This window comes from Deinococcus rubellus (assembly GCF_025244745.1).
Lineage (GTDB): Bacteria > Deinococcota > Deinococci > Deinococcales > Deinococcaceae > Deinococcus > Deinococcus rubellus.
Window position 1 is genome coordinate 2865802 of sequence record NZ_CP104213.1, and the last position, 26254, is coordinate 2892055.

28 protein-coding genes are annotated in these 26254 nt (G+C 64.1%); 11 read left to right on the forward strand and 17 right to left on the reverse strand.

The features are described 5' to 3' along the window. Positions 1-26: 26 nt before the first annotated feature. Together N0D28_RS14640 and tnpA are read right to left on the reverse strand one after the other, a co-directional pair. The gene (locus tag N0D28_RS14640) at positions 27-1166 is read right to left on the reverse strand and encodes an RNA-guided endonuclease InsQ/TnpB family protein (RefSeq protein ID WP_260559597.1); all 1140 of its coding nucleotides are present in this window, start codon (positions 1164-1166) and stop codon (positions 27-29) included. 4 nt (positions 1167-1170) lie between these two features. After that, positions 1171-1521, reverse strand: a complete 351-nt coding sequence (gene tnpA, locus N0D28_RS14645; RefSeq protein ID WP_425556239.1) for an IS200/IS605 family transposase — start codon at positions 1519-1521, stop codon at positions 1171-1173. 536 nt (positions 1522-2057) lie between these two features. Here tnpA and N0D28_RS14650 point away from each other — a divergent pair. From N0D28_RS14650 to N0D28_RS14670, 5 genes are all read left to right on the forward strand, one after another. Next, positions 2058-3884, forward strand: coding sequence for an acyl-CoA dehydrogenase C-terminal domain-containing protein (locus N0D28_RS14650; RefSeq protein ID WP_260560219.1), 1827 nt, complete (start codon positions 2058-2060; stop codon positions 3882-3884). A 268-nt stretch (positions 3885-4152) separates the two neighbouring features. Beyond that, positions 4153-5193 carry an IS110 family RNA-guided transposase gene (locus N0D28_RS14655; RefSeq protein WP_260560220.1) on the forward strand — a complete coding sequence of 347 codons (1041 nt, stop codon included), beginning with the start codon at positions 4153-4155 and terminating at the stop codon, positions 5191-5193. 299 nt (positions 5194-5492) lie between these two features. Beyond that, entirely contained in the window at positions 5493-5987 is a 495-nt protein-coding gene (locus N0D28_RS14660) for a YbhB/YbcL family Raf kinase inhibitor-like protein (RefSeq protein ID WP_260560221.1), read from the forward strand. Further along, positions 5984-7126: a YVTN family beta-propeller repeat protein gene (locus N0D28_RS14665; protein ID WP_260560222.1), complete on the forward strand. Its 1143-nt coding sequence runs from the start codon at positions 5984-5986 to the stop codon at positions 7124-7126. Before N0D28_RS14660 ends, N0D28_RS14665 begins: the two co-directional genes overlap by 4 nt. A gap of 89 nt (positions 7127-7215) precedes the next feature. Beyond that, positions 7216-7932, forward strand: coding sequence for a serine/threonine-protein kinase (locus tag N0D28_RS14670; protein WP_260560223.1), 717 nt, complete (start codon positions 7216-7218; stop codon positions 7930-7932). A gap of 15 nt (positions 7933-7947) precedes the next feature. Here the strand turns inward: N0D28_RS14670 and N0D28_RS14675 are convergent, their stop codons facing one another. After that, positions 7948-8412 carry a MaoC family dehydratase gene (locus tag N0D28_RS14675; protein ID WP_260560224.1) on the reverse strand — a complete coding sequence of 155 codons (465 nt, stop codon included), beginning with the start codon at positions 8410-8412 and terminating at the stop codon, positions 7948-7950. A 10-nt stretch (positions 8413-8422) separates the two neighbouring features. Next, positions 8423-9205 carry an SDR family oxidoreductase gene (locus N0D28_RS14680; RefSeq protein WP_260561927.1) on the reverse strand — a complete coding sequence of 261 codons (783 nt, stop codon included), beginning with the start codon at positions 9203-9205 and terminating at the stop codon, positions 8423-8425. Positions 9206-9221: 16 nt separating this feature from the next. On the opposite strand from N0D28_RS14680, the gene N0D28_RS14685 reads away from it, so the two are divergent. Both N0D28_RS14685 and N0D28_RS14690 read left to right on the forward strand, forming a co-directional pair. Beyond that, the gene (locus N0D28_RS14685) at positions 9222-9662 is read left to right on the forward strand and encodes an IS5 family transposase (RefSeq protein WP_260559548.1); all 441 of its coding nucleotides are present in this window, start codon (positions 9222-9224) and stop codon (positions 9660-9662) included. Beyond that, complete coding sequence (locus N0D28_RS14690) at positions 9620-10099, forward strand: transposase (RefSeq protein WP_260561831.1); 480 nt, start codon at positions 9620-9622, stop codon at positions 10097-10099. Before N0D28_RS14685 ends, N0D28_RS14690 begins: the two co-directional genes overlap by 43 nt. 102 nt (positions 10100-10201) lie before the next feature. Here the strand turns inward: N0D28_RS14690 and N0D28_RS14695 are convergent, their stop codons facing one another. Genes N0D28_RS14695 through N0D28_RS14705 form a run of 3 tightly spaced genes read right to left on the reverse strand, consistent with a single transcriptional unit; the run spans position 10202 to position 13208 of the window. After that, positions 10202-10615, reverse strand: coding sequence for a DUF6636 domain-containing protein (locus tag N0D28_RS14695; protein ID WP_260560225.1), 414 nt, complete (start codon positions 10613-10615; stop codon positions 10202-10204). Further along, positions 10612-11421 carry an alpha/beta hydrolase gene (locus N0D28_RS14700; RefSeq protein WP_260560226.1) on the reverse strand — a complete coding sequence of 270 codons (810 nt, stop codon included), beginning with the start codon at positions 11419-11421 and terminating at the stop codon, positions 10612-10614. Before N0D28_RS14700 ends, N0D28_RS14695 begins: the two co-directional genes overlap by 4 nt. Then, complete coding sequence (locus N0D28_RS14705; protein WP_260560227.1) at positions 11421-13208, reverse strand: acyl-CoA dehydrogenase; 1788 nt, start codon at positions 13206-13208, stop codon at positions 11421-11423. The genes N0D28_RS14700 and N0D28_RS14705 overlap by 1 nt, the downstream gene beginning before the upstream one ends. 264 nt (positions 13209-13472) lie before the next feature. Here N0D28_RS14705 and N0D28_RS14710 point away from each other — a divergent pair, with 264 nt between their 5' ends. Continuing rightward, positions 13473-14582, forward strand: coding sequence for a zinc-dependent alcohol dehydrogenase family protein (locus N0D28_RS14710; protein WP_260560228.1), 1110 nt, complete (start codon positions 13473-13475; stop codon positions 14580-14582). Between the two features lie 184 nt (positions 14583-14766). Here N0D28_RS14710 and N0D28_RS14715 read toward each other — a convergent pair whose 3' ends face one another. Further along, the gene (locus tag N0D28_RS14715) at positions 14767-15243 is read right to left on the reverse strand and encodes an NUDIX hydrolase (RefSeq protein ID WP_260560229.1); all 477 of its coding nucleotides are present in this window, start codon (positions 15241-15243) and stop codon (positions 14767-14769) included. A gap of 82 nt (positions 15244-15325) precedes the next feature. On the opposite strand from N0D28_RS14715, the gene cysK reads away from it, so the two are divergent. Beyond that, positions 15326-16288 carry a cysteine synthase A gene (gene cysK, locus N0D28_RS14720; RefSeq protein ID WP_260560230.1) on the forward strand — a complete coding sequence of 321 codons (963 nt, stop codon included), beginning with the start codon at positions 15326-15328 and terminating at the stop codon, positions 16286-16288. Positions 16289-16489: 201 nt separating this feature from the next. Then, positions 16490-17179, forward strand: a complete 690-nt coding sequence (locus tag N0D28_RS14725; protein ID WP_260560231.1) for a DUF4388 domain-containing protein — start codon at positions 16490-16492, stop codon at positions 17177-17179. Between the two features lie 19 nt (positions 17180-17198). On the opposite strand, the gene N0D28_RS14730 is transcribed toward N0D28_RS14725, so the two are convergent. The 5 genes from N0D28_RS14730 to N0D28_RS14755 form a co-directional block, all read right to left on the reverse strand. After that, positions 17199-18057 (reverse strand): IS5 family transposase gene (locus N0D28_RS14730; RefSeq protein ID WP_376777635.1). Its coding sequence is split into 2 segments (ribosomal slippage): positions 17199-17700 and positions 17699-18057, totalling 861 coding nucleotides; the frame shifts between segments, so codons are not numbered across the junction. Between the two features lie 91 nt (positions 18058-18148). Further along, positions 18149-18628, reverse strand: a complete 480-nt coding sequence (locus N0D28_RS14740) for a transposase (protein WP_260561831.1) — start codon at positions 18626-18628, stop codon at positions 18149-18151. After that, positions 18586-19026: an IS5 family transposase gene (locus tag N0D28_RS14745; RefSeq protein ID WP_260559548.1), complete on the reverse strand. Its 441-nt coding sequence runs from the start codon at positions 19024-19026 to the stop codon at positions 18586-18588. The genes N0D28_RS14740 and N0D28_RS14745 overlap by 43 nt, the downstream gene beginning before the upstream one ends. A gap of 233 nt (positions 19027-19259) precedes the next feature. Continuing rightward, complete coding sequence (locus tag N0D28_RS14750) at positions 19260-21416, reverse strand: catalase (protein WP_260560234.1); 2157 nt, start codon at positions 21414-21416, stop codon at positions 19260-19262. A gap of 259 nt (positions 21417-21675) precedes the next feature. Beyond that, on the reverse strand, positions 21676-22170 hold the full coding sequence (locus N0D28_RS14755) for a hypothetical protein (RefSeq protein WP_260560235.1): 495 nt from the start codon (positions 22168-22170) through the stop codon (positions 21676-21678). A 101-nt stretch (positions 22171-22271) separates the two neighbouring features. On the opposite strand from N0D28_RS14755, the gene N0D28_RS14760 reads away from it, so the two are divergent. Beyond that, complete coding sequence (locus tag N0D28_RS14760; RefSeq protein WP_260560236.1) at positions 22272-23615, forward strand: class I SAM-dependent RNA methyltransferase; 1344 nt, start codon at positions 22272-22274, stop codon at positions 23613-23615. Here the strand turns inward: N0D28_RS14760 and N0D28_RS14765 are convergent. From N0D28_RS14765 to N0D28_RS14780, 4 genes are read right to left on the reverse strand one after another with little or no spacing between them, the layout of a single operon-like run. Further along, positions 23593-24396, reverse strand: coding sequence for a Cof-type HAD-IIB family hydrolase (locus N0D28_RS14765; RefSeq protein WP_260560237.1), 804 nt, complete (start codon positions 24394-24396; stop codon positions 23593-23595). The two genes, N0D28_RS14760 and N0D28_RS14765, sit on opposite strands and share 23 nt — an antisense overlap. Further along, positions 24396-24779 carry a 4'-phosphopantetheinyl transferase superfamily protein gene (locus N0D28_RS14770; protein WP_260560238.1) on the reverse strand — a complete coding sequence of 128 codons (384 nt, stop codon included), beginning with the start codon at positions 24777-24779 and terminating at the stop codon, positions 24396-24398. The genes N0D28_RS14765 and N0D28_RS14770 overlap by 1 nt, the downstream gene beginning before the upstream one ends. A gap of 27 nt (positions 24780-24806) precedes the next feature. After that, positions 24807-25700: an NAD(P)-dependent oxidoreductase gene (locus N0D28_RS14775; RefSeq protein WP_260560239.1), complete on the reverse strand. Its 894-nt coding sequence runs from the start codon at positions 25698-25700 to the stop codon at positions 24807-24809. Continuing rightward, a complete protein-coding gene (locus N0D28_RS14780; RefSeq protein WP_260560240.1) occupies positions 25681-26244 on the reverse strand; it encodes a GNAT family N-acetyltransferase in 564 nt (187 codons plus the stop codon). Before N0D28_RS14780 ends, N0D28_RS14775 begins: the two co-directional genes overlap by 20 nt. Positions 26245-26254 lie beyond the last annotated feature (10 nt).

Below are 26254 nucleotides of genomic sequence, written 5' to 3' on the forward strand. Positions count from 1 at the left end.
ACCTCTGTTCGTGATGACTCCCCGCCCTAAAGGGCGAGGCTTCTCTGGTCAGCAAGCGCCGGAGATTGCACGCTCTCGCAGAAGGCAGCATCCCTGCCCCGATTCAGGATATTCAAAGCGGCATGGACATCGCGGTGCATGTCCAGTCCGCAGTTGGCACACAGGTAGGCATGGCCGATTTTAATTTTCTGGCGATGCCCACACTGGTGACAGTCCTGACTCGTATATTTCGGGTCAACCCCGAGAACTCTCCGACCAGCGTTCGCAGCTTTGAGGGAGAGGATGTTGATGAAGCTGGCCCAACCCGCGTCCAGTACACCTTTGGCGGTACGGGAACGGGCCAGCCCGATGATGTTGAGGTCTTCGTGAAACACGGTGTCGTGGTGATTCACCAGAGTGCGGGCCGTCTTGTGGTGGAAGTCCCGGCGACGATTGGCGACCCGGCGATGCTCAGCAGCGACCTGACGCTTCAGCGCCTTGTGGCGGCGGCTGCCCCGCTTCCTCTTGCTGGCGGCCCGCTGAAGCAGGCCAATTTTGCGCTCCGACTTCTTGAAGTGACGGGGAGCCGGAACGAACTCGCCGTCCGACGTGATGAGGAAGTTTGGATTCGTGCCGAGGTCAATCCCAATCACGTCACCCGTCGCGGGGAGGGGTGCAGCTTCGACCTCGCAGGCAAACACGATGAACCACTTGTCACCCTCCCGCTTGACGGTGGCCGTCTTGACCTGCCCTTCAAGCGGACGGTGGAACGTGCAGCGCACGTTCCCAATCTTGGAGAGGTCGACCTTCCCAGAATCTTCCAGGGGCATCGCCCCCGTCTTACCCGCTTGCGGGTAAGTAAAGGAGTCGTAGTGGTTGCGCCCTTTGAACCTCGGATACCCGGCAGTCTGTTTTGCCTTGACCCGCCGAAAGAATCCCTTGAAGGATTTGTCCAGCCGCTCTATGACGTCCTGCAACACCTGGGAGTGGATTCCCTTGTACTCCGGCAGGTCGGCCTTGATTTCAGTCAGGGCGCGTTTCTGTTCGTAGTAGCGGACCGAGACGCCGCTTTTCTTGTAGGCTCCCCTGCGTTCCTCAAGGGCCGCGTTGTACAACTGGCGGCACAGGTACAGCGTGGTATCCAACGCCTTCTCCTGCGTGACGTTCGGGAACAGCCTATATTTCATGGCCTTAAACCCCATCGTCTTCCACCTGCCCTTTGCGCTGCCCTTCGATGTACCGCTGAATCACCTCGGGGAACTCCTGAAGGAGAAGCCGAGCTGAGACGCCCTTCAGAATCTTGGCGATGTCGGACGGTGCCCATTTCGGTGGGCAGGACACGAACACATGCACGTGGTCCGGCATGACCTCCATGCCCCGGATGAGCCAATCCCGTTCAGCGCAGGTAGCCGTGAAAATCTCCATCAGGCGGTCACGGGACGGGCCGAAGAACGAACGACGGCGGTATTTCGGCGTGAACACCAGATGGTAGTTCAAATTGAAGTGTGCATGTCGTGTTGAACGCTCTCCGACCATATGCACATGGTAGCAGATAAACCACTAGATTTCTAGCCCGTGCGGTGCTTTAGCTTTGCGGCACCTGCGGTGCCGAGGGCTTATATCCCCGCCCTGAAGGACGGGGGATGACGCCCTTTTCTCTAAGCCTGCGCCACCTACACACGAGCCTTCGCTGCCCCTGAGCGCGAAGGCTTTTTGCTGGGCGGCGGCGGTAGGAATCCTGGCGGTCAGGCGATCAGCCAACCAGAACGCCAGCGAAGAATTGTGCCTGGCCAGATCGCTGACCCGCCGAAGTGGTGGAAGCAGCCCTGGCGCAGTCTGGTCACCCACCGGGCTGCGACGGCTGGAGAGCTGGCTCGGGCCGGACGCGGCAAAACCCCGCCGGATTTACCATGTAGTCGCCGAAGCTGGAGAGAAGGAATTAAGGGCGCACTTAAGGAAAAAGCTGCTAGCAATCTGCCCGGAAAAGTTTTAGACTGAGTACAAGCAACCACGCCACAATTCGCCCCGTTCTCTTCCCCGTTCAGCTTCCGCCCCACTCAGCCCAGGAGGATTTACCCATGCCCAGCTACAAAGCGCCGCTCCGCGACCTTCGCTTCGTGATGCACGAGGTGCTGGGGGCCGCCGACGCCCTCAAGCAGATGCCCTACTACGCCGACAACGACACCGCCGACAGCGACCTGATGGATCAGGTGATGGAGGAGGCCGCCCGCTTCGCCGAGAACGAACTCGTGCCGCTCAATGCGGTGGGCGATCAGGAAGGCTGCGTGCGCGACGCCGACGGCAACGTCAAGACGCCCACCGGATTCAAGGCCGCCTACACCAAATTCCGGCAGGCGGGCTGGACCGGGCTGGACGCCGACCCGAAGTGGGGCGGTCAGGGTATGCCGCACGTGGTCAACATCGCCACCTCCGAAATGAACATCTCGGCCAACACGGCATGGAGCATGTACCCCGGCTTGTCCCACGGAGCCTACAGCGCGCTGGTCGCGCACGGCAGCGACGAGCTTCAGGCCATTTACCTGCCCAAGATCGTGTCGGGCGAGTGGACCGGCACCATGTGCCTGACCGAGCCGCACGCCGGAACCGACCTCGGCATCATCCGCACCAAGGCCACCGACAATGGTGACGGCAGCTACGCCATCAGCGGCACCAAGATCTTCATCTCTGCCGGCGAGCACGATTTCACCGACAACATCGTCCATCTGGTATTGGCCCGACTGGAAGGCAGCCCGGAAGGCACCAAGGGGATCTCGCTGTTTCTGGTGCCCAAGTTCCTGGTGAATGCCGACGGCAGTCTGGGCGCGCGCAACGGCGTGGTCTGCGGCTCGCTGGAGCACAAGATGGGCATTCACGGCAACGCCACCGCCCTGCTCAACTTCGACGGCGCGGCGGGTTATCTGGTGGGCCAGATCAACAAGGGCATGAACAACATGTTCACCATGATGAACGCCGCCCGCCTCGGCACCGGCATGCAGGGGCTGGGCCTGGGTGAGGTGGCTTACCAGAACGCGGTGGCCTACGCCAAAGACCGCCTCCAGATGCGCCACGAGCCGCGCACCATGCCGAGCGAGAAGGCCGACCCGATCATCAGCTACCCCGACGTGCGCCGGATGCTGCTGACGGGCCGGGCCTACTCGGAAGCGGGCCGCGCCCTGGCGCTGTGGTTGGCACTCAGCCTCGACACTGAGCACCACCACCCCGACGAGGCCAAACGCAACGAGGCCGCCGATCTGGTCGCGCTGCTGACGCCTGTCGCCAAGGCCTTCATGACCGACAACGGTTTCAACATCGCGGTGCAGAGCCAGCAGGTCTTCGGTGGGCACGGCTACATCCGCGAGTGGGGCATGGAGCAGTTCGTACGCGACGCCCGCATCGGCATGATTTACGAGGGCACCAACAGCATCCAGGCGCTCGATCTGCTGGGCCGCAAGGTGCTGATGGACGGCGGCAAGAAGTTGCAGCGGTTGGCCGCGCAGGTCGAGGCGCTCGTCAGTGAAGTGGCGGACGACGATGAGTTGCAGGGCTACGCCGATCAGCTCGGCAAGGCCGCCGGGCAGCTCGCTACCCTGACGATGGTGGTGGGACAGAAAGCCATGCAAAACCCCGACGAGGCCAACGCCGCCGCCGTCGATTACCTGCGCTACGTGGGCCACGTGACCTACGCGTTCCTGTGGGTCAAGATGGCCAAGGTCGCGCTCGACGCCGTGAAGGCGGGCCAGGACAAGGACGGCTTCTACAAGGCCAAGCTCCAGACCGCCCGCTTCTACTTCGACAAGCTGTTCCCCGAAACCAAGATGCTCTCGGCCACCATCAAGGCAGGCGGCGAGTCGCTGGACGTGGATTTGGGCATGTTCGGCGTGGAAAAGGACCTGGCGACGGCGTAAAACTCAGTTTGACTCGATCGGTCTCCGCCTGTGGGTGGGGGCCGCTTTTTTCTTGTGTATTGGGCCAGCTCCGGCACAATACGGAGCGTCAGGTCCAACCCAGGTCACCAAGCCAGTGCTTTTTTCAGGTCCACCCAAGACCGAATCCTAGATCTGGCCGACCTGGGGCCTTTCTCTTGACACTGAACCCTATCCGAGGCACCAGGCCTGGACCACAAGAAGAGTGCTGAGAAAGCTGCGCCTGACGATATCGCCCAGGAGGTACGTCATGTTGGTTCTCGGAATTGATGTTGGAAAACGTGAGCTGTTTGCCTGTCTGCAGAATGGATCAACGTCACCACCCGCTATCCTCGGCCGTCGAGGTCCAGTCGCCAATACAGCTGCCGGATTGGCGCAGCTGGCGACTTGGGTGGAGAAGCAAGCCAAAGGAGACAGAGTACAGGTGGTCATGGAAGCGACCAACGTGTACTGGGAGCGTTCAGCGCATCATTTTCACCGTGTCGGTTTCCAGGTGAGCGTGGTCAACCCTGCTCAGATCAAATATTTTGCCCGGTCGGTCTTGCGCCGTGGCAAGACCGACGCCATGGATGCTGAAATCATCGCGCGGTACGGCCTCGTGATGCGGCCAACAACTTGGACGCCCCCGGCTCAGGTCATGATCGAGCTCAAACAATTGACGCGAGAACGGGAGACGGTGCTGGCCCGACGGACTCAGGAGAACAACCACCTGATCGCTTTGAGAGATGCGGAGCACGCCTCGCCAGTGGCTCTTTCTCTGTCTCAGGGGCGCCTGGAACTGCTCCAGCGCCAGGTCAATGAAATTGAAGCAGCCTTGAAAGCGCTTGTCCAGCAGGATGTTCATCTGACGCAGCAACTGAAGTTGCTGCGGAGTGTTCCTGGATTCGCGTTGATCTCGGCCATCACGGTCATCGCGGAAACAGAGGGCTTTGCCCGGTTGACGACCGGGAAGGAAATTTCAGCGGCAGCAGGAATGGCTCCAGCGCCGCAGCAGTCGGGCGCACGTCAGGGTCGAGGTAGGATTTCCAAAACAGGGAATGCCAGACTGCGGCGGATTGCATATCTTTCCGCCCTGGGCGCATCAAAATCGCATAGCCGCTTACGGACGTATTACCGCGGGATGAGGGATTCGGGGAAGCCCGCCAAAGTGGCTTTGATCGCCCTGGGGCGCAAACTGCTGTGTATCGGATTGGCGGTCATACGATCCGGACAGCCGTACGATGACGGGTTTCTTCTTCCCCGCGTCGGTGCTGGCCCAACGCCAATGCGGGACTTGACAGCAGCCCTATGAAACCCTATCTATGGTTCTGGCAGGCACCTCCGGCCAGCCCAGGAAGCTGTCCTGATTGCGGCTGAGCTGCTGGCGCGGAGCCACGTCACTGGGCAGGCTGAGTGAAGCGGGACAGAAAATCACTGTCCTGGCGCAGAGCGCGGGCAGCGGCAAGGTCGGTGACGCGCTGACACTCAAGCTGAATCTGGGTCATGCCCACACGCTTTCAGTGGGCGAGGGGGCAGGCTGAAAGACGCACGGGGGTCTGCCACTCCCCTGCCCCTGCTTTATTTTATCCGCCGACGCTACACTCGCGTCAGATGAAGCTCCTGACCCTGGTTGCCACCGCCCTCCTCAGCGCCGCACCCGCGCTGGCCGCGCCGCTCAGTGTTGCCCTGTCCAGCACCGACCCGGCCCTCAAGTGCGGCGCGAAGACGACCCCGACCCTGACCTTTTCCGGCACACCGCCCAGCGGTACCAAGCGCTACGCCGCCATCTTCTGGGACCAGATGCCCAGGGCGCTCAGCGGCAGGTGGCTGGTGTTCGATCTGCCGCTGAGCACCAAGAGCCTGACGCCCATGCCCGCTGCCCAGCTCAACGTGGCGGGCGGCAAGGCGGCCACCAACGAGGCGGGGCAGGCAGGCTACAGCGCGATTTGCAGCCGAGGCCAGCACGACATCTACATTGACTTCTACGCCATCGACACAGCCTCGCTGAACCTGCCTGCCGGAGCGCCCTTGCAGCAGGTTCATGCCGCCATCAAGCGCCACAAGCTGCTGGAAACCAAGGCCCACCTGAGTTGGCCGCTCAAGTGAGGGCGGCTGCCCTGTTGCTGGCCGGGGGACTGCTGATCGGGGGATTGCCCGGCAGTCTGGCGACCTCCAGCGCGAAGCCTCCGGCCAGCACCACTGCCAAACGCCCCACACCAAAGCCGACTGCGCCCAGACCAACCGGGCCGCTCAACATCTACGCCCACGCCAGGGCCGGGATGTTCAGCCCCGCCGTGAAGGGCGCGCTGACGCGGGTGTACGTGCCCAACGGCAAGGACAACACCGTCAGCGTGATCGACCCGCACACCTTCAAGGTGCTGTGGACCTTCAAGGTGGACAAGGAGCCGCAGCACGTCGTCCCGTCACATGACCTCAAGCGCCTGTGGGTCGCCAGTGACCAGGGGCGGCAGTCGTTGACGCCGATTGACCCGGCGACCAGTCGGCCCGGCCAGGCGGTACCCACGCTCGATCCGTACAACCTGTATTTCACGCCCGACGGTCGGCACGCGGTGGTGGTGGCCGAGAACGAGCAGAAGCTGGATTTCGTCGATCCACACACCATCAAACCGCAGTTCAGCCTCAAGGTGCCGTGCAAGGGCATCAACCACATGGATTTCAGCCCCAGCGGGCAATCGGTGCTGGCGGCCTGCGAATTCAGCGGCGACCTGCTGCACATCGATTTTGCCGGACGCAAGGTGATGGGGTCACTGCACATCGGCGGCATGCCCCAGGACGTGAAGCTCTCGCCCGACGGCCAGGTGTACTACGTGGCCGACATGATGGCCAACGGGGTGTACCTGATCGACGCCAGCGGCCCGGTGCCGAAAAAGCTCGGCTTCATCGCCACTGGCAAAGGGGCGCATGGGCTGTATCCCAGCCGCGACGCCACCCGGCTGTTTATCTCCAACCGGGGCGAGGGCAGCGTCAGCGTGCTGGACTTTGCCACCCGGAAATTGATCGCCAAGTGGAAGATTCCCGGCGGCGGCAGTCCCGACATGGGCAGCGTCTCGCCGGACGGCAAGCAACTCTGGCTCTCGGGACGCTACAGTGACGTGGTGTACGTGTTCGATACCCGGAGTGGCAAAGTTCTCAAGATCATCAAGGTGGGCAAGGGACCGCACGGCCTGACCTATTTTCCGCAGCCGGGGCGCTACTCGCTGGGGCATACCGACAACTACAGGTAAACTGACCGGCCAATCAGATTGTACGGGCTGGAATGTTCTCTGTCAGAAGCAGCAGGGTAAGGTGAAGAATGTCGCTTGCAGGGACCCGAGTGGCCGGACATTACACCTTGCTGCGCCCGCTGGGGCAGGGGGCGTCGAGCCGGGTGTATCTGGCGGTGGGCGACGACGGCCGGGCCTACACCGTCAAGCTGTTTACTGCCGGACTCTCGGCCCACGCCGAGCGCGAGGCGCGCATGAAGGTGCGCGCGCCGCATCTGGCCGAGGTGGTGGCACTGGGCGAGGTCGCAGGCCAGTCTGCCGTGGTCCTGCGCTTCAGCCGGGGAAGCGAGCTGTTCAGGCGCTACCGTGCCCGCCCGGCCCTGACCCACGAGCACCAGGCCTACCTGCGAACCCTCAGCGACGTACTCGAAGCCCTGGCAGCCATGCACTCGGGCGGCTGGCTGCACCGCGACGTCAAGGCCGACAACATCCTGGTGCAGCCCAGCGGCGAGGCGCAACTTCTCGACTACGACCTCTCGGGGCCGCTCTATGAACAGTTCGACGCGCCGCTGCGCATCGGCACGGCAGCCTTTCAGTCGCCCGAAGCCCAGCGCGGCGAGTCGCTGGGACCGCAGAGCGATCTCTACAGCATGGGCGTGCTGCTCTACTGGGGCCTGTGCGGGGCGCTGCCCGACGGTCCCCACCCCCATTTCAGTGCCGGGCCGCTGGGCAGGCTGTGCCGCCGCCTGCTCGACCCCGACCCGGCGAGCAGGCCCGGCGACGCCGCCCAGGTGCGGAGCGAATTGCTGGCCCTGGGTCTGGACTGAGCGCCACTTTCAGTCCTACACGTACACCCGCGACACCGTTTCCGCCGTCATGGCCGGTTTGTCCTGCCCCTCAATTTCGATGGTGTTGAGGATGGTCAGTTGCCAGTAGCCCGCGCCCTGTTCGACCGACTGCAACACGCCCCGGCTGCGCAGGCGGCTGCCGACCCGCACCGGAGCGATGAAACGCACCCGGTTGAGGCCGTAATTGACGACCATCTTCGCGCCGTTCAGTGGCAGGCTGCCCCCGCTGTTGGCGAACTCGCCTGCCAGCAGGGACAAGGTCAGAAAACCGTGGGCAATCGGGCCGCCAAAGGGTGTCTGGGCGGCCTTTTGAGGGTCAATGTGAATGAACTGGTGGTCTCCGGTGGCGTCGGCAAAAGCGTTCACGCGCTCCTGGGTGATCGGCACCCACCCGGAGAGGGCGATCTGCTGGCCGATCAGATCCTGAAGCTGGCCGGGCAACCTCGCTTCGGCGCTCATCTCAGCCCACTCATATCAGCATTGCTCCACCGTCTACAGCGATATTCTGGCCGGTCATGAAGGCCGAGGCGTCGCTGCTCAGCAGCAGGGCCAGCCCCTTGAGGTCCTGGTCGTTGCCGATGCGGTGCAGCGGGGTGGCCGCCAGAATCCGCTCCATGCCGTAGTCGAGGGTGCCTTTTGTCATCTTGGTGGGAAAGTAGCCGGGGCAGATGCTGTTGACCGTGATGCCGTGCGGTGCCCACTCGGCAGCCAGCGTGCGGGTCAGGTTGACGACGCCGCCCTTGGACGTGTTGTAGGCCAGTGTGGGAATCATGCCCATGCCGTTGCCCTGAAGTCCTGCCACCGAGGCCACGTTGACGATGCGCCCGGACTTGCGAGGCAGCATGGACAGCTTGCCCACTGCCTGCGTCACCAGAAACAGCCCATTGAGGTTGAGATTGATAACTTTTTGCCACGCTTCCAGCGGGTGATCCTCGGTCTTTGCACCCCAGGTGGTTCCGGCGTTGTTCACCAGAATGTCAATCTGACCCCAGGCGTCCACAATCTGCTGCACCATCGGCTCCACCGTGTCGTACTCGGTCAGGTCGTTACGGATGATCATGGTCTCGACGCCCAGCGCCTCCAGGTGGGCCTTGGCCTCATCGAGTTCGTTTTGCTTGCGGGCGGTCAGCACCACCTTCGCACCGTACTCGCCCAGCGCCTCAGCGATTTGCAGGCCCAGACCGCGCGAGCCTCCAGTGATGAGGGCGACTTTGCCGCTGAGAGGCTGTTTGAAGCCTACGGGATAGCAAATTCGCTAAGCTGCCCTGATGGATCGTCCGCTTTATCCCAGCGACCTCACAGATGCCCAGTGGAAACTCATTGAACCACTTTTGCCGCCGATAGGCGAGAGCACCTTCTGTGAAACCGTTCCCAGACGGGAAATCGTCAACGGGATTCGGTACGTTCTGCGAGGCGGCGTCCAGTGGCGAATGATGCCCCACGATCTGCCCAAGTGGGAAACGGTGTACTACCACCACAATCTCTGGTCGAAAACAGGCGTGTGGAAGGCCATCAATGCAGCGTTGGTGAAGATCGAGCGTGAACGCAAAGGGCGGAAGGCTCAGCCTTCCGCCGCTGTCGGTGATTCCCAGAGCGTCAAGACGACGCAAAAAAAGGGGATCGCGGCTGGGACGGCAACAAAAAGGTCAAAGGCCGCAAGCGCCACATCACGACGGATACGGACGGCAACCTGCTCGGTTGCCGCGTGACGACCGCGAACGTTGATGACCGTGAAGGTCTCAAGCTCGTCCTCAATACGTTCAAAGCGGACGCACCCTTCGTCAAAAAGCTCTACCTGGACGGAGGATACGGGGGTGGGCCTTTTAAAGCCTGGGCGAAAACCACCACTGGGATTGAGGTTGAAGTGGTTCGTCGCCCCGATGAGGGCATCACCCTCATCGGGGGCATCGCCCAGTTGCCCACCAACACACCGACTGAAGAGCAGTTTCGATTGGCTGCGGAGATGGCACGGCGAGGCGAGAAGGGGTTCAAGGTGGTTCGCAAACGCTGGGTGGTGGAGCGAACCTTTGCCTGGCTCCTCACCTTCAGACGACTGAAGGTGGATTACGAGGAGTGTATGCCAATCTCCGAGGGCTTCATTTATGCGGCTGGGAGCTGTATTTTACTGAATAGGTTGTGCGCTTGATGACGGGCGACGCACACGGTCATACCCCTAGAATCGGGCTTCAAACAGCCTCTGAGGTCGAACAGAGATTTGAGGGGCATAGGGGTTCTCCTTTGAACGAAACTAAAACAATCGGTAACGGGTGCGGGCCAGCTCGAAGCCGTGGCCGTCGCGGTTGGAGCAGCGCACGCCCGCCGTGCTGGACGCGCAGTTGATGCCGCCGCGCTGCCAGATTTGACCGTAGGCCAGCACAGGCCGCACCGGGTCCATGACGGTGTCGCCGTGACAGGTGAAGTAGGGCTTGCCGTTGTCGTCCAGGCCCAGCGAATCGCCCCAGGCCAGTGGGCAGTCGGCGGGCTGACGCGGCGCTTTGAACGTCGGCCCCAGCACGTCGCAGCGCAACGTGAAGGCGGGGCCGTCGGGGGCGAACTGGCATTGCAGCCGTTTGGACGGCAGTGAGAATCCTTCGTCCAGCGTCAGAGCTTGCGCTGAGGCAACGCCGAATCCCAGCAATCCCAGGAGCAGCAGTGACTTCATGCGTTCGCTTCCAGGAAACCGCGCAGGTCAGCCAGAAACTCGGCGCGCCGCTCAAGCTGCGGCATGTGGCCGGTCTGCGGGTAGGCCTTGAGCTGTGCGCCAGGAACCCTGTCAGTGAGGCGCTGGGCGTTGTGTAGCGGAATCAGATCATCGGTTTCGCCGTGCAGAATCAGCGTCGGCACCTTGATCTGATCGAGGTCAGCGGTGGTGTCGTGCGAGCGGATGGCCCGAAACTGGCGCTTGTAGCTGTCGGCGCTCTGCGGATGGGTGCGGGCATTCTGCTCGGCCACATCAAAGGCGGCGGGGTCGCGCTCCTGGAAACCGTCAGCGGCCATCAGCGCGAGGGCCTGCCGCGCCCGTTCGCCCGCTTCTATTTCAGTAGACAAAAACAGGGCGTTGCGCCCGCGTTCGGTGGCCGGGGTGCTGGCTGCGCCGCCGGGCGTGGTGGACACCAGCACCAGACCGCGCACCAGCTCCGGGTGACGCAGGGCCAGGTACTGAGCCACCATCCCGCCCATGCTGAGGCCCACCACGAAGGCGGGGCCAGTGTCGAGCGCCCGCAAAAACCCGGCCGCGTCATCGGCCAGATCGCTCAGGCTGTAGGCGTCCTCGAAGACCGAAGAATCGCCGGTGTCGCGGTGATCGGGGGCCAGGGCCCGGTAGTCCTTTCCGGTCTCGTCCACCACATTTTGCCAGCCGAGGCGCGAGCCGCCCAACCACGCCAGAAAGAGGACGGTGGCGCGGGGGAAAGGTGGAGCAACTTCGGTGTAGGCAGTGTTTCGGCCAGCAACTTGGATAAATTTCATCAGAACCACGCCCCCTGCATGTCGTGGGTGGTGGTGTCGGCGCTCGCCAACAAGTCGGCCTGCCACTTCACCTTGGGCAACTCATAGACAGCGAAGAAGTGGGCAGCCTGGATTTTGCCACGGTAAAAGTCAGCGTCGTCGCCCCTGGCCCCCGGCAAGGCCCTGGCCGCCGCCGCCGCCTGCCGCAGCCACATCCAGCCGATGACCGTGTGGCCGAGAATTTCCAGGGCGCTGTTGGCGTTTGCCAGAAACACGTCCGGGCCGAGCTGGGGCGCTTTGCCGAGAATCGTCTGGAAAGCGCTCTGGCATTCATCAATGGCGGTTCGCAGCGCGGCGCGAAGCCCGTCCAGACCTTCAGATGCGGTGAGGTCAGCTTTCATTTTGTCCAGCAGCACCTGCCAGCCGCGCCCACCCGCCTGCGAGAGCTTGCGGCCCAGCAGGTCATTGCCCTGAATGCCCTCGGTGCCCTCGTGGATGGGGTTGAGACGGTTGTCGCGGTAGTACATCTCCACCGGATAATCGCGGGTATAACCTGCACCGCCCATAACCTGAATCGCGTCGGAGAGGGCTTCCTGGCTGTACTTGCTGGGCCACGATTTGACCAGCGGGGTCAGCAGATCGAGCAGGAGTTCGTTGTCGGCTTTCTGGTCTTCCGGCCCGGTCTGAATGTCGTCCACGATGGCCGAGGCGTATAGCCCCAGCGCCAACCCGCCCTCCACGATTGACTTCTGGCGCAGCAGCAACCGCTTCACGTCGGCGTGCTCGATGATGGACACCATGCCGCTGAGCGGGTCTTTGTTGCTGGCGTGGCGGCCCTGCTTACGGTCACGGGCATACTCCAGGCTGGCGAGGTAGCCCGCGTAACCCAGCATCACCGCGCCCATGCCCACGCCGATGCGGGCCTCGTTCATCATCCGGAACATGTAGGCCAGCCCGCGCCCCACCTCGCCCACCAGTTCGCCCACCGTCTCGCCGCCCTCGCCGAAGTTGAGCAGCGTATTGGTGGTGCCCCGGTAGCCCATTTTGTGATTGAGGCCCGCCAGCACGACATTGTTTGGTTCGCCCACGCTGCCGTCCTCGCCGACCCGGTAGCGCGGCACGATAAACAGACTAATTCCCTTGACGCCTGCCGGAGCGCCCTTGATGCGGGCCAGCACCAGATGAACGATGTTCTCCGAGAGTTCGTGCTCACCGCCGGAAATCCACATCTTGCTGCCGGAGATATTGTACTGGCCGTCATCTCTGGGCGTGGCGGAAGTCGTGATGTCGGCCAGCCCGCTTCCGGCATGCGGCTCGCTGAGGGCCATCGTCCCGAACCAGCGGCCTTCCAGCATCGGCATCATGTATTTGGCTTGCTGCACCCCGGAAGCGAACTCGCGCTGCAAATTGGCGTTGCCGATGGTCAGAAAAGCGTAACCGCTGCTGCCCACATTGGCCGCCTGAAAGTGGGCCTGTACCGCCTGAAGCACCACCCAGGGCAGTTGCAGACCACCCAGCGCCTCGTCATGGTGGGCGCTGAAGAAACCGGCGTCCCGGAAGGCGTTGACTGCCGCCTGCACACCGGGCACGAGCTGCACTTTGCCGTCCACGATGTGAGGCTCGTTGAGGTCGGCCTCGCGGGCGTGGTTGGCAAAATACTTGTCGGCCACGTTGTAGGCGAGCGTCAGCACATCGTCGTAGACTTCGCGGGAATGCTCGGCGAAGCGCGGGCGGCTGGGCAGAGAAGCGGTGTCGAGCACCTCATAGAGCTGAAATTGCAGATCGCGTTTGGAAAGAAATGGGGCCACCTGAAGAGTCCTCCTGACGAGCGTGAGCGCGGAAAGCGGTTGAGGGATTTTAAGCGCCCTCACTCTAGCGCAGACGCGGCGCACCTGTCAGACAGGTCGGGGGCAGATGATGGGCAGATTACAGTCGCCGCTCGCGTGATCTCCAGATCAACCCGGCAGCGGGCGTGTAGGCTGAGGGCAGCTTTCAAGTCCGTCCCCCTTCCGCACCGCCCTCTCCCCTGGCCCCCGGCGCTCAGCCCGCCAGCGGCCCCATCAGGAGTCCCAATGACCCAAGAAACCCATTCCCTCAGCGGCAAGATGAAGGGCGTCGTGCTGCCTGGCAACCGGGGCCTGGAGTGGCGCGAGTACGACATTCCCGTGCCGACGGGCCAGCAGGTACTGATCAAGATGAAGGCGTCGAGCCTGTGCGGCAGCGATCTGCGGGCCATCTACCGCCCCAGCGACCAGGGACACGGCCCCGAGGCGTACCGGGGCGTCATCGCCGGACACGAGCCGTGCGGGATCATCGAGGCGGCTGGGCCAGATGTGCCGGTGTTCAAGGTCGGTGACCGGGTGGTGGTCTACCACATCGGCGGCTGCGGGGTGTGCCTCGAGTGCCGCCGGGGCTACATGATCTCGTGCAGCGACCCGGTTCGGCGGCGGGCCTACGGCTGGCAGCGCGACGGTGGGCACGCGCCTTACATGCTTGCAGACGCCGCCAATCTGGTGAAGCTGCCCAACGCACTGAGCTACGTGGACGGCGCAATCGTGGCCTGCGGCTTTGGCACTGCGTATTCGGCCTGCCTGCGCGCTGCCGTGTCGGGCTGCGACCGGGTGCTGGTGACGGGCCTGGGACCGGTGGGCCTGGGCACCGCCCTGCTGGCCCGCGCGATGGGCGCACAGGTGGTGGGCGTCGAGAGTGTTCCAGAGCGGCGCGAACTGGCCCACTCGCTGGGCTTCACCGACCTCGTCTCACCCTCGGAGACGGCACTGGACGAACTGCTGGACCTCAGCGGCGGTCACGGCTTCGAGGTGGCGATTGACTGCTCCGGGGCCGAGGCCGCCCGCCACCTGTGCCTGGAAGCTGCCCGCGAGTGGGGCCGGGTGGTCTTCGTGGGCGAGGGCGGCACCGCTTCGTTCGCGCCCAGCCCGCTGCTGATTCACAAGCAACTGACCCTGCACGGCTCGTGGGTGTGCAGCCTCGGCGAGATGATGCGCTTGGTGGAACTGCTGGAGCGCTGGCAACTCCATCCCGAAACCACCGTAACGCACCACTTCAGTCTGGCCCAGGCCCAGGACGCTTATGAACTCTTCGACACCGGCAAAACCGGCAAGGTGGTCATTACCTGGGACGAGAAGGTGCAAGGCGGCCCGGCCATTCAACCTGACGCCTGAACGCAAAAAAGCCCCTGTGCCGCCGCAAAAGCGGATTGGGGCTAGGGACTTTCGGTCAACGAATCCGGTCGAAGCGCCTTTCTCAATGTTCACCTCTCAATCAGCCCAGTGCCAATGACGACACCTGAACGCCGGTTGGCCCTTGCGGCGCGGCACACGTCAGGACGACCATCCGGCGCGGGCTTCAGATCGGGTAGTACGTCCGGGCCTCACCGTTCAGGAAATCGCGGGTGGGAATCCAGATCAGCGGGTTGCGCTCCTCGACTTCCGGCGGCGGGCCGAATTTCACCAGACTCAGCACCTGCCCAAACGGCACCCACTGGGTGCCCACCACTTCCGGGTCGGTAGGCGACAGGTCGCCGGTAAAGTTGGCCGTGAAGCGCCCGAAGTTGGCGTAACACTCGTTGCGGGTGCCGGTCAGCATCTCGCCTTCCAGCAAACTGACGAACTGCAAGTCGGTCACGCTCAGGCCCGTCTCATAGCGCACCTGGCGCACAGCGGCGGTGGACAGGCTCTCGCCGGGGTGCGCCTTGCCACCGGGCAGACCGTAAAAGATGCTGCCGTCATCCATGCGTTCGGCGACCAGTAAAAGGTGGTTGTCGTTGACCAGGTAGACGTGGGCCGCACGCTTGATCGGCAGCGTGCGTGACAGATGACTCATAGCGCGCAGTCTAGCGCTGCTGGCATGCTCAGCGGAATCCGTCGCCCAGTTGCCTTACCCGCACCGCCGTAGAGTGGGGGGCATGGTGGACGCACTGATAGGACACACGCCCGTCGTCAAATTGCAAAGTATTCCCGAACCTGGTTTGAGTGACGTATTCGTGAAACTCGAAGGCCAGAACCCCGGCGGCAGTATCAAGGACCGCACCGCGCTGGGCCTGATTGAAGACGCCGAGGCACGCGGCTGGCTCAAACCTGGCGGATTGATCGTGGAGCCGACCAGCGGCAACACCGGTATCGGGCTGGCGCAGGTGGCGGCGGCACGCGGTTACCGCCTCATTTTGTGCATGCCCGCCTCGATGAGCGAGGAGCGCAAACGTACCCTGGCCGCCTACGGAGCCGAACTGGTCCTGACCGACCCCAAACGGCGGATGCTGGCTGCCATCGAAGAAGCCGAGAAGATCGCCGCAGAGCGCGGCGGCTGGATGCCCAACCAGTTCGAGAACCCCGCCAACCCTGCCGTCCACGAGGCCACCACCGGCCCGGAACTGTGGCAGCAGATGGAAGGCCGCATCGACGCCTTCGTCTACGGCTCCGGTACCGGCGGCACCATCACCGGCGTCGGCAGGTACCTGCGGAAAATGAACCCCGATGTCAAAATCTACGCCGTCGAACCGGCCCGCAGCAACGTCTTGTCGGGCGGCGAGCGCGGCGAGCATGGCTTTCAGGGCATGGGACCGGGGTTTATTCCGGGCAACCTCGACCGCTCGCTGATCGACGAGGTGATTCAGGTCTGGGAGGAGGACGCCTACCCGCTGGCCCGCCGCCTGGCACGCGAGGAAGGGCTGTTCGTAGGGATGTCCAGCGGCGGCATCGTCTGGGCAGCGCTGGAACTCGCCCGCCGCCTGGGGCCGGGGAAACGGATCGCCACAATTGCCTGCGACTCCGGGGCACGTTACCTGACCACGCCTTTGTTCGACGGCAGCCGCGACACGCCGGGCCACTACCTGCCGTACTCGCGCGAAAAAACGGAGAAGCCTGCCTGAGCCGCCGTTAACCTGAGTTCATGGGGACGCCGTGACAGCGCTGTCAGGGTGTGAGATTTCTGTCATTGGCGGATGGTTAGACTCTGAACAATTGTTCAGTCCGCTTCAAGCTTTTGATCACAGAACTCCGGATGACTTCCGTGTTCCGGCCGACCGCGCCGCACGACCCCAACCAATCTGGCGCTGCCCCCCGGAGACCCCATGACCCTGCTCGGCAAACTTGAACAATTCGCGTTCATCGATCTCTTCAAGTTCATCCGCCACCAGAGCGGCGTCTTGCTCCTGCACGGGGCCTACCAGGACCGCACGCTGGAACTCTACCTGGAAGCGGGTATGCTACGCGCCCTCTACGCCGACGGCTTTCAGATTCAGGAGCGGTTGCGGGTGCGCGAGGTCATCTACCACCTGGTCACGCAGCCGATCAGCGCTTTCGAGTTCGACAACCGCAAGGTGCAGCCGTCCGAGACGCTGTGGCTGGACATGGACCTGGGAGAACTGCTGGACAAGGTGGTCCAGAGCGCCCAGATTCCCGAAGACCAGCTCCCGGCAGGCCATGAGAAATTCGTCGCCGAGCCGCTGACGCGCCGGGTGCCGGACACGCTGAGCGCTTGCTGGCAACAGCTTCAGCCGCTGCTGCGCGCCGGGGCGAGCGCCACAGACGTGGCCCAGCATCTGCCCTACAGCGAGCGCGAGGTGCGGCTGATGCTGCGCGATCTGCGCGCCGTCGGGCTGGTCGTACCCCAGCGCCACCTGGTACTCCGGCACCAGTTCGCCGCACGCCTCCAGGCCGGACCGGCAGATCAATCGGCGACAGCCTCAGCGCCGTCCGGCACGCGCTCCAGCACCAGCCTGCGGGCCACCATCAAGCGGCTGACTGAGTCTTTTCACTAGGGTCTGTCTGGCTGAGTTTTCAGAGCCAGAGGACAATGCACGCAACGTGTACAACGGCTAAAAACTGATGTCCACGTTTTTCGTAGCGGGTGGCGAGTGCTCTAAAATCCTTGAGCCGATTGATGTTGCATTCCACCACCTGGCGGCCCTTGTCGGCTTCAGCGTCGAATTTCAGGGGCCGACCTCCACGACTGCCCTTCTTCAACCGCGCTTTCTTGGCATCCTTGCGTTCAGGACAAACACAGACGATCTTGCGGCTCCGCAGTTGCTGACGGTACTTCCGTGCACCGTACGCACGATCTACGCGCACCATCGGCGGACGCTTCCGAGGGCGGCCCGGACCGGGCCGCCGGATGCAGACCTCGTCAAGGAGGGGAAGCAGGTAGGTCGGGTCGCTGGCCTGACCCTCCGACACCAGCACGGCCAACGGGCGGCGTTTTCCCTCGGTCAGCACGTGGATCTTGCTGTTTCGTCCTCCACGGCTGATGCCGAGCCACTCATCGTTGAGTGCCCCTTTTTTCCAGCTTAGCTGGCTGTTTTCGTGCGCCCACCGCAGCGCGGTGGGCTTTACAACTGGTGCTATCCAGGGACGCGCCGTCCCAATCAATCTTTCCCTGAGCATCTTCCTTGACCTGGAGGGCCACGAGGACGCGTTTCCAGGTGCCATCGCGTGACCAGCGGGTGAAGCGATCCCAACACGTTTCCCAGGGGCCATACCGTTCTGGGATGTCCCGCCACGGTGCTCCCGTCTTCAGCCGCCAGAGAATGCCATTGATGACCGGCAGATGCGGCTTGTAGGCATGTCCGTGCCGGGAGTTACCTGGCCATTCAGGCTCCAGTTTTGCCCATTGTTCCGGCGTGAGATCTGTTCTGCCCATGACAGACGACTCTATCAAACTTAGCCAGACAGACCCTAAGAGGCTGTTTGAAGCCCGATTCTAGGGGTATGACCGTGTGCGTCGCCCGTCATCAAGCGCACAACCTATTCAGTAAAATACAGCTCCCAGCCGCATAAATGAAGCCCTCGGAGATTGGCATACACTCCTCGTAATCCACCTTCAGTCGTCTGAAGGTGAGGAGCCAGGCAAAGGTTCGCTCCACCACCCAGCGTTTGCGAACCACCTTGAACCCCTTCTCGCCTCGCCGTGCCATCTCCGCAGCCAATCGAAACTGCTCTTCAGTCGGTGTGTTGGTGGGCAACTGGGCGATGCCCCCGATGAGGGTGATGCCCTCATCGGGGCGACGAACCACTTCAACCTCAATCCCAGTGGTGGTTTTCGCCCAGGCTTTAAAAGGCCCACCCCCGTATCCTCCGTCCAGGTAGAGCTTTTTGACGAAGGGTGCGTCCGCTTTGAACGTATTGAGGACGAGCTTGAGACCTTCACGGTCATCAACGTTCGCGGTCGTCACGCGGCAACCGAGCAGGTTGCCGTCCGTATCCGTCGTGATGTGGCGCTTGCGGCCTTTGACCTTTTTGTTGCCGTCCCAGCCGCGATCCCCTTTTTTTGCGTCGTCTTGACGCTCTGGGAATCACCGACAGCGGCGGAAGGCTGAGCCTTCCGCCCTTTGCGTTCACGCTCGATCTTCACCAACGCTGCATTGATGGCCTTCCACACGCCTGTTTTCGACCAGAGATTGTGGTGGTAGTACACCGTTTCCCACTTGGGCAGATCGTGGGGCATCATTCGCCACTGGACGCCGCCTCGCAGAACGTACCGAATCCCGTTGACGATTTCCCGTCTGGGAACGGTTTCACAGAAGGTGCTCTCGCCTATCGGCGGCAAAAGTGGTTCAATGAGTTTCCACTGGGCATCTGTGAGGTCGCTGGGATAAAGCGGACGATCCATCAGGGCAGCTTAGCGAATTTGCTATCCCGTAGGCTTCAAACAGCCTCTAAGCCCGAAATCGCTAGAGCTGGAAGCGGTTCAGCAGACGCCAACGAAAGGCCCGACCAGACTTGCTGGCCGGGCCTTTTATTTGAAAAGACGGGTAAGCGCTGACTTTTGGATTCAGGCAGGAACCCTCCAGGTCTTTCCTGGTAAAGCTAAAGCTTTACCGAGCGGAGCGAGCGAGGACCCACTTAAGCAGGAATAAGGTCGCCGGAACGGTTCCAGAAGCGGTGCTGGGCCAGCCCGGCCAGGAACCCGTCGGTGGACGCCCCGGACAGCTCGAAGACACCCTGCTCGGCGCTGGTCGGCAGGCCCGCCCGCTGGAGTAGCGCCGCCGCGTCAGGACTGGCCGCCACCGGCTTGCCGTGCTTGTACGCCTGAGCCACGAAGCGCACGGCGTCACCCATGCCACCCAGCACCTTGAGGCTGGCCGCGCCGCCTGGCAGGTACACCGCGTCGTACACGGCGGAGGGTGTAGTCAACACGGTCTTGTCCACCGCGACCGCCCCTCCCTCTCCTTTCAGGCTTCCCAGGTGTGGGCCGACCACCTCGGCCACCGCGCCCTGGGCCTTCAGCACCGCTTTCATGGCCTCAATGTCGGCGGCCTTCACGCCGTCAGCGGCCAGAATCGCCACCTTACGGCCCTTGATGGAGGGCGGCGCGGTGTTGTGTTCCACCATGCCCAGGGCCGCGTCCTGCTGCACGCCGCCCGAAGCGGTGGTCTGGGAAGTCGCCCCGGCGAGCAGCTTGGTCAGCTCAGCGTCGGTGGGCAGCGGCCCGGCCAGCTCCAGCTCGCCCAGCCCGGCGGCCACCTGATCGCCCAGCACCGCGTTGATGCGCCGCAGGTGCCCGATCATCTTCACCCGGATCTCGCGGGTCTCGACCTTGCCCAGCTCGAACTGCTGTGCCCTCACGATGTGCATCTTCTCGACAGACGACATCGAATTCCAGAACAGTTGGGCCTGCCCGTAGTGGTCGGCGAAGCTCTCGGCCCGCTGACGAATCTTGACGCCCGTGAGCGCTTCCGGATAAGTGACGAAGCCGCCCTGGGCCGCCGGAACTTCAGCCGGTTGCCCACCGCCCAGCGAGTTGGGTTCGTAGGCGACCCGGCCCGGATTGACGGCCCGGCGCATCTGGCCGTCGCGCTGATGATTCGAGACCGGCGCGAGCGGGCGGTTGATCGGCAGCTCGGTCCAGTTGGGCGTACCCAGGCGGCTGATCTGGGTGTCGAGGTACGAGAACAGCCGACCCTGCAAGAGGGGGTCGTCACTGAAATCCATTCCCGGCACCAGATTGGTGGGCATGAAGGCGACCTGCTCAGTCTCGGAGAAGTAGTTGTCGGGGTTGCGGTCCAGCGTCATCTTGCCGACCCGCTTGACCGGCACCAGATTTTCGGGAACCAGCTTGGTGGCGTCGAGCACATCGAAGTCGAACTGGGCGGCCTGGGCCTCACTGAAAATCTGCAAGCCGAGTTCCCACTCCAGCGGCTGCCCCATCTCGATACTGTCCCACATGTTGCGGCGGTGAAAGTCAGCGTCGCGCCCAGCCAGTTCCTGCGCCTCGTCCCAGACCAGCGAGTGAATGCCCGCCAGCGGCTTCCAGTGGAACTTGACGAAGTGCGACTGGCCCTCGGCGTTGACGAGCCGGAAGGTGTGAACGCCAAAACCCTCCATGTTGGCAAACGAGCGCGGAATGCCCCGGTCGCTCATTACCCACATCAGCGTGTGGAGCGTTTCGGGCGTCAACGACACGAAATCGTAAAAGGTGTCGTGGGCACTGGCCGCCTGCGGAATCTCGCGGTGCGGCTCGGGCTTGACAGCATGGATCAGGTCGGGAAACTTGATGGCGTCCTGAATGAAAAACGGCGGAATGTTGTTGCCCACCAGGTCCCAGTTGCCTTCCTGGGTATAAAACTTGACCGCAAAACCGTGCACGTCGCGGGCGGTGTCGGCCGAGCCGCGCGACCCGGCCACTGTGGAAAAGCGCACGAACACCGGCGTCTCACGGCTGGGATCGGTCAGCACCTTCGCCACCGTAAATTCGGAAAGCGAGTTGTCATAGACCCTGAAGGTGCCGTGGGCCCCCGCGCCGCGCGCGTGGACCACCCGTTCGGGGATGCGCTCGTGGTCGAAGTGGCTGATCTTCTCGCGCAGCAGAAAGTCTTCCAGCAAGCTGGGGCCGCGCACACCCGCCCTGAGCGAGTTCTGGTCGTCGCTGATGGCGTGGCCGAGGTTGTCGGTCAAACGGGTGCCGGACGGCTGGGTGGCCTCCTGAATGGTCGGCAACTTGTCGCTGGGTTGGGCTTTGCTGGGCTGGGCCCCGTGCTGCTTCCTGTGATCGTCCTTCATATGCTCCCCCTCGCAGATGACCGCGCCGAATGTTTCGCGCGGCAGTCATTCAGAGGGTTATAAATCTCCGTTGTTAGACGAGGATCAGACTGGCTCACAAGATAAAGCGCCGCTCAAATGAAAATCGCGGCGCGGCGGCTCTTCTCTCACATTGGATGAAGTCAGATTTAACTGACTCTCGGAAGAGACGTAATATGAAGCTTTCAGCCCATTAATACTGCCGCTCAGTGAGGCTCCGTTTCGACAGCTCCGCAGCACATCAGAACTGCAGGGCGTAGGTCGCGCCGTTGCTCCCCCGGCAATCGCCCACGCCGTGCCCGCTGGAATCGGCCTGGAAGGTGCAGATGAGCGTTTTGACGGCCGCAGTATCGAGCTTGAGGGTCTTGACGATCAGGTTGCCTGGCCGGGCCACGTTGCGGATGGCAGGCGCTCGCAGGCCCGCGTCGTAACCATGACGGAAAAAGCCGTCGCCGGAACTGAAGCCGCCGCTCAGGCCAAAACGCAGATTCACCGGGCCATCGTTACCGATCACGCTGTACTGGCCGCTGTAAAAATCCTGGCCGAGTTGCACCGTCACATTGTCGGGCGTGCCGGGAACGGCGGCCCTGGTCTGGAAGCCGCCCAGGAACACCACCCGGCCTTCCTGACCGCTGACGGTATTGACGAGGCGACCCGCCGTGTCGGTAATCGTTGGCGCGCAGGCTGCCAGCAAACTGACCGACGCCAGGGAAAGCAGAAATGCAGTGCGGCTCATGCTTCATTTTAGCTCTGGCGAGCTGACCGGGGGCTGAGAGAAGCGCCCGAATGTCCCCACCCGCCATTCACCCGCGCCCGCTTACGCTAGCCTGAACCGCCATGAAGCGTCACCCCAGCCGCCATCAGCTTAGCCACCAGACTCCACCCACTCCCTCAGCCGGGCCAGCCCCGCGCCGCACCCCGCCCACCCCCGAAGTCCTCATTCTCGATGTCGAGAAGGTCGTGGCGGGCGGCCTGGGCCTGGCCCGGCACGCGGGCGGCGTGGTGCTGGTGCGCGGCGCGCTGGGCGGCGAGCAGGTCGAGGCCCAGGTCAGGACAGCGCGGGGAGTGCGCCAGGGCCGCCTCATTCGGGTGCTGAAGCCCAGCCCTGACCGGGTCGAGGCCCCCGGGTTGCCCACCGCTGACCTGGCCCACGCCAGCTACCCGGCCCAGCTCCGCATCAAGCGCGAACTCGTCGAGGAGGCTCTGGCGCGCATCGCCAAGCTGGAACATCCGGTGGCCGAGACGGTGGCGAGTCCCCGGCAGTGGGGCTACCGCAACGGCGCGCAGTACCTGATCACTCCCAGCGGCCTGGCCTACCGCGAGCGCAGCGGGCCAGGCATCTGGCGGCTCAGCGGCCCCGACCCGCTGATCATGGACGCGGTGCAGGCGGTCATGGCGCGGCTCGATCCCCAGTTCCTCGACCCGGCCCAGGAAATCGCCTTCCGGGGCAGCCGCCTGAGCGGTGAGGTGGTCGTCACCCTGATCGGCCCCGGCGAGCCGCGCCAGTACCTGCGGGCCTCAGACCGTCTGCTCGACGCGGGCGTGGTCGGGGTGTCGCTGGCCAGCCCGGCCACCCAACCAGCGGGGCGGCGCTTCTCGGCGGGCGTCAAGCTGATCGCCGGGGAGGGCGTCACCCTGGAGCAGCTCGGCGACGTGCGGGTGGGTCTGTCGGCCTCCGGCTTCGCGCAGGTCAACCCCGAGGCGGCGGGGCTGGCCTACCGGCTGGCGGCGCAACTGGCTGGCAGCGGCGAGCGGGCCACCGACCTCTACGGCGGCAGCGGCGCGATTGGCCGCCACCTGGCGCGCACATTCACTCAGGTGGTGGTGCTCGATACCGCTACCGAGGCCCTCAAGCGCGGTCAGCGCGACGTGCAGCGCAGCGGTGAGCGTAACGTGGTGTTTCGCCGCACTGACGCCGACTTCGCTCCCGGCGACTCACTTCCCGACGCCGACGTGATCGTGGTCGATCCTCCACGCGCGGGGCTGAGCCCGGAAGCCCGCCACGCCATCGACGCCAACGCCGCCCGGACGCTGGTGTATGTGTCGTGCGATCCGGCCACCTGGGCGCGCGACGTGGGTGATCTGGTGAACCGGGGCTGGCAACTCGGCGAGGTCGTGCCGCACGATTTCTACCCCCAGACCAGCCACGTGGAGGTGATCAGCCGCCTGACCCGGCGCTGAATTCTCCTGCCGCCAGCAAGCGCTCCAGCACCGCCGCCACGCCGTCCTGGTCATTGCTGAGGGTCAGCTCTTGCGCCAGCGCCTTGACCTCGGCGTCGGCATTGGCGACGGCCACCCCGCGCCCGGCCCAGGCCAGCAGCGGCAGATCGTTGGGCGCGTCCCCAAAGGCAATCACCTCGGTGGCCTGAATGCCCAGCGCAGCACACAGCCGCGAGAGCGCCGCACTTTTATGCACGCCCCGCGCCGCGATCTCAGCGAAGGGTGCACCGCTGGTGGAGGCGTGTACATCCTGGCCGCAGCGGTCATTGATCAGGTCGCAGAGTTCCAGGGGGGACAGGGTGGCCGAGCAGGCGATCACCTTCAGCACCGGAGGACCGTCGTCCAGCACGTCCAGCACGTCGCCCACACTGTCCGGCGCGGCGCGGTAGGCGACTTCGGCCTGCATGTCTGTTCCCCATTCCAGTGCCAGGCCGAGGTCGGGACAGGCGGCGCGCAGCACCGGCACGGCGCGGCGCAAGACTTCGGGCGACAACGCCCAGAGCACCTCCACGCCGCCGTCGGAGAGGCGGTGGATGGCCGCGCCGTTGCTGCAAATGACGTGACCACTCAGGCCGAGTTCGCCCGCCAGCGGCAACACCGTCCGCGAGGGCCGCCCGGTGATCAGCACCACCACGCCGCCCGCCGCCTGCACGCCCAAAAGCGCAGTGCGGCTGCGCCCACTGACCTCGCCCGCGCTACTCAGCAGCGTGCCGTCCAGATCGGTGGCAACCAGTCGGAACATCAGCGGGCTTCCAGCAGCACCACGGCTGAGGCGTGCTCCCGGGTGTGGGTCAGGGTCAGGTGGGCCACCCAGCCGAGGCGCTGCATCTCAGAAGCGATGCCCGGCGCAAAGCCCAGCAGCGGCGGTGCGTAGGGAAAGGGACCGCCGGGCGTGCGGGGGCGCTCCACCCACACGTCGCGCCAGCCGTGCGGGCGCGGCCAGACCTTCTGGAAGGCTTCCTTGGCAGCGAAGCGGGCGGCGAAACTCGGCACCGGGTCGGCGAGTGACTGGCAATAATCGAGTTCGGTCTCGGTGAACAGCTTGCCGAGGCGGTGGCCTTCGCGCGTCAGTAAGCCCCGGATGCGCTCCACTTCCACCAGATCATGCCCGATGGCCACGATCACGCGGGCGTTCCGGCCCAGTACCCCACGCTAGTAGCCCTTCCCCAGCTCGACTTTATTCTGCGGCTCCTCGCCGCGCGCAAGCTGGGCCAGCACCCCGGCGGCGTAATCGGCGGCCCGCTGCGACATGTCGTCGGTGGTGCTGGCGATGTGCGGCGTGATCAGCACATTTGGGCGGCCCCACAGCGGATCGCCGTCTGGCAGCGGCTCCGGGTCGGTCACGTCGAGCACCGCGCCGCCCAGGTGGTTGCTGTCGAGGGCCGCCAGCAGTGCCGCTGGATCGACCAGTTCGCCGCGCCCCAGGTTGTAGAGCCACGCGCCGGGCTTGAGCTGCTGCAACACGTCATGGTCCACGATCTGCCGGGTGGCCCCAGTCAGCGGCAGCAACAGCACCAGATCGTCAGCCTCCTTGAGTGCGGCCCCAATTTCCTGCGGCGTGGAGTGGGAGCGCAGCCCGGTCAGGTGCGCGCCGAAGGGGGCCAACAGGCGGTCCAGCTCGCGCCCGATATGGCCGTACCCCCACACCACCACCTGCCTGCCTTTCAAGGTCCACAGCGGTCTGCTCTCAGCGGTGCGGCGCTCCCAGTGCCGGGCCTGGGCAAAGCGGATCAGCCCGCGCCCGGCCGCCAGCAGCGTCGCCGCCGCGTGCTGGGCCACCGCCGCGTCGTGCAGTTCGTGGGCGTTGTAGAGGGCCGTGCCCGGCGGCAGCACGTCGGGCCAGCCGTCGATTCCGGCGGTGAGGGTCAGTACCCACTTCAGGCCGGGGCGGGCCAGCACCCGCGAGCGCAGCGCTCTGGGCAGGCCCCAGGCCACCACCCCCACGAAGTCGCCGTCCGGCAGGTGGTCAGCGCGGTAATAGGCCGGTTCGATGCCCGGTATCTTGATGTCGCGAAATTCAGGCAGATCAGGAATCAGTACGCGCATGCCAGTCCTCCGAGGTCACTTCCATATGCACGTCTGTGCGGCCAGGGCGCTCACTGCGGCTCACTTCACGAAAGCCCGAAGCGGCAAAGGCCCGCTGGGCACGGCGGTTGTGCGAGAAGGTGGTCAGGCGAACGCGCCTCAGCGCCGGGTCGCACACCTGAAAAGCCCACTGCAAGGTGGCCTGCACCGCCTCGCGCCCGTAGCCCTCGCCCCACAGCCGCCGCTCACCGATCATGACGCCGAGGGTGGCCGTCGTCGGGCGGGCGGGCGGTGAGGGGCGCAGGTCGTAGAGTTCGATGCTGCCGATCAGGTGCAGTTCTTCATTCATGATGCCGAAGCCGTGGCGCTCGCCGCTGCGCTCCTCGTCCTGCATCACCTTGCGAAACAGCCACTCCGGCAGCCGGATCGGTTGCGCGCCGTTCCAGTCGGCCAGTTCGCGGTCCCGAAAATAGCTGTAGAGGGTGCGCCACTCGGCGTTGTTCATATCGAGGAGCGGTTTGAGCATCACCCGTCCCCATGTCGGCCCCACTCGCTCGCTCACCATCGCCCGGTAT

What these genes read in the sequence shown, in the direction of transcription:
- N0D28_RS14640 (WP_260559597.1), bottom strand. Translation starts at nt 1,166, where the DNA reads ATGAAATATAGGCTGTTCCCGAACGTCACGCAGGAGAAGGCGTTGGAT.
- N0D28_RS14650 (WP_260560219.1), top strand. Translation starts at nt 2,058, where the DNA reads ATGCCCAGCTACAAAGCGCCGCTCCGCGACCTTCGCTTCGTGATGCAC.
- N0D28_RS14655 (WP_260560220.1), top strand. Translation starts at nt 4,153, where the DNA reads ATGTTGGTTCTCGGAATTGATGTTGGAAAACGTGAGCTGTTTGCCTGT.
- N0D28_RS14660 (WP_260560221.1), top strand. Translation starts at nt 5,493, where the DNA reads ATGAAGCTCCTGACCCTGGTTGCCACCGCCCTCCTCAGCGCCGCACCC.
- N0D28_RS14675 (WP_260560224.1), bottom strand. Translation starts at nt 8,412, where the DNA reads ATGAGCGCCGAAGCGAGGTTGCCCGGCCAGCTTCAGGATCTGATCGGC.
- N0D28_RS14685 (WP_260559548.1), top strand. Translation starts at nt 9,222, where the DNA reads ATGGATCGTCCGCTTTATCCCAGCGACCTCACAGATGCCCAGTGGAAA.
- N0D28_RS14695 (WP_260560225.1), bottom strand. Translation starts at nt 10,615, where the DNA reads ATGAAGTCACTGCTGCTCCTGGGATTGCTGGGATTCGGCGTTGCCTCA.
- N0D28_RS14700 (WP_260560226.1), bottom strand. Translation starts at nt 11,421, where the DNA reads ATGAAATTTATCCAAGTTGCTGGCCGAAACACTGCCTACACCGAAGTT.
- N0D28_RS14710 (WP_260560228.1), top strand. Translation starts at nt 13,473, where the DNA reads ATGACCCAAGAAACCCATTCCCTCAGCGGCAAGATGAAGGGCGTCGTG.
- N0D28_RS14715 (WP_260560229.1), bottom strand. Translation starts at nt 15,243, where the DNA reads ATGAGTCATCTGTCACGCACGCTGCCGATCAAGCGTGCGGCCCACGTC.
- cysK (WP_260560230.1), top strand. Translation starts at nt 15,326, where the DNA reads ATGGTGGACGCACTGATAGGACACACGCCCGTCGTCAAATTGCAAAGT.
- N0D28_RS14725 (WP_260560231.1), top strand. Translation starts at nt 16,490, where the DNA reads ATGACCCTGCTCGGCAAACTTGAACAATTCGCGTTCATCGATCTCTTC.
- N0D28_RS14745 (WP_260559548.1), bottom strand. Translation starts at nt 19,026, where the DNA reads ATGGATCGTCCGCTTTATCCCAGCGACCTCACAGATGCCCAGTGGAAA.
- N0D28_RS14750 (WP_260560234.1), bottom strand. Translation starts at nt 21,416, where the DNA reads ATGAAGGACGATCACAGGAAGCAGCACGGGGCCCAGCCCAGCAAAGCC.
- N0D28_RS14755 (WP_260560235.1), bottom strand. Translation starts at nt 22,170, where the DNA reads ATGAGCCGCACTGCATTTCTGCTTTCCCTGGCGTCGGTCAGTTTGCTG.
- N0D28_RS14760 (WP_260560236.1), top strand. Translation starts at nt 22,272, where the DNA reads ATGAAGCGTCACCCCAGCCGCCATCAGCTTAGCCACCAGACTCCACCC.
- N0D28_RS14765 (WP_260560237.1), bottom strand. Translation starts at nt 24,396, where the DNA reads ATGTTCCGACTGGTTGCCACCGATCTGGACGGCACGCTGCTGAGTAGC.
- N0D28_RS14775 (WP_260560239.1), bottom strand. Translation starts at nt 25,700, where the DNA reads ATGCGCGTACTGATTCCTGATCTGCCTGAATTTCGCGACATCAAGATA.
- N0D28_RS14780 (WP_260560240.1), bottom strand. Translation starts at nt 26,244, where the DNA reads ATGGTGAGCGAGCGAGTGGGGCCGACATGGGGACGGGTGATGCTCAAA.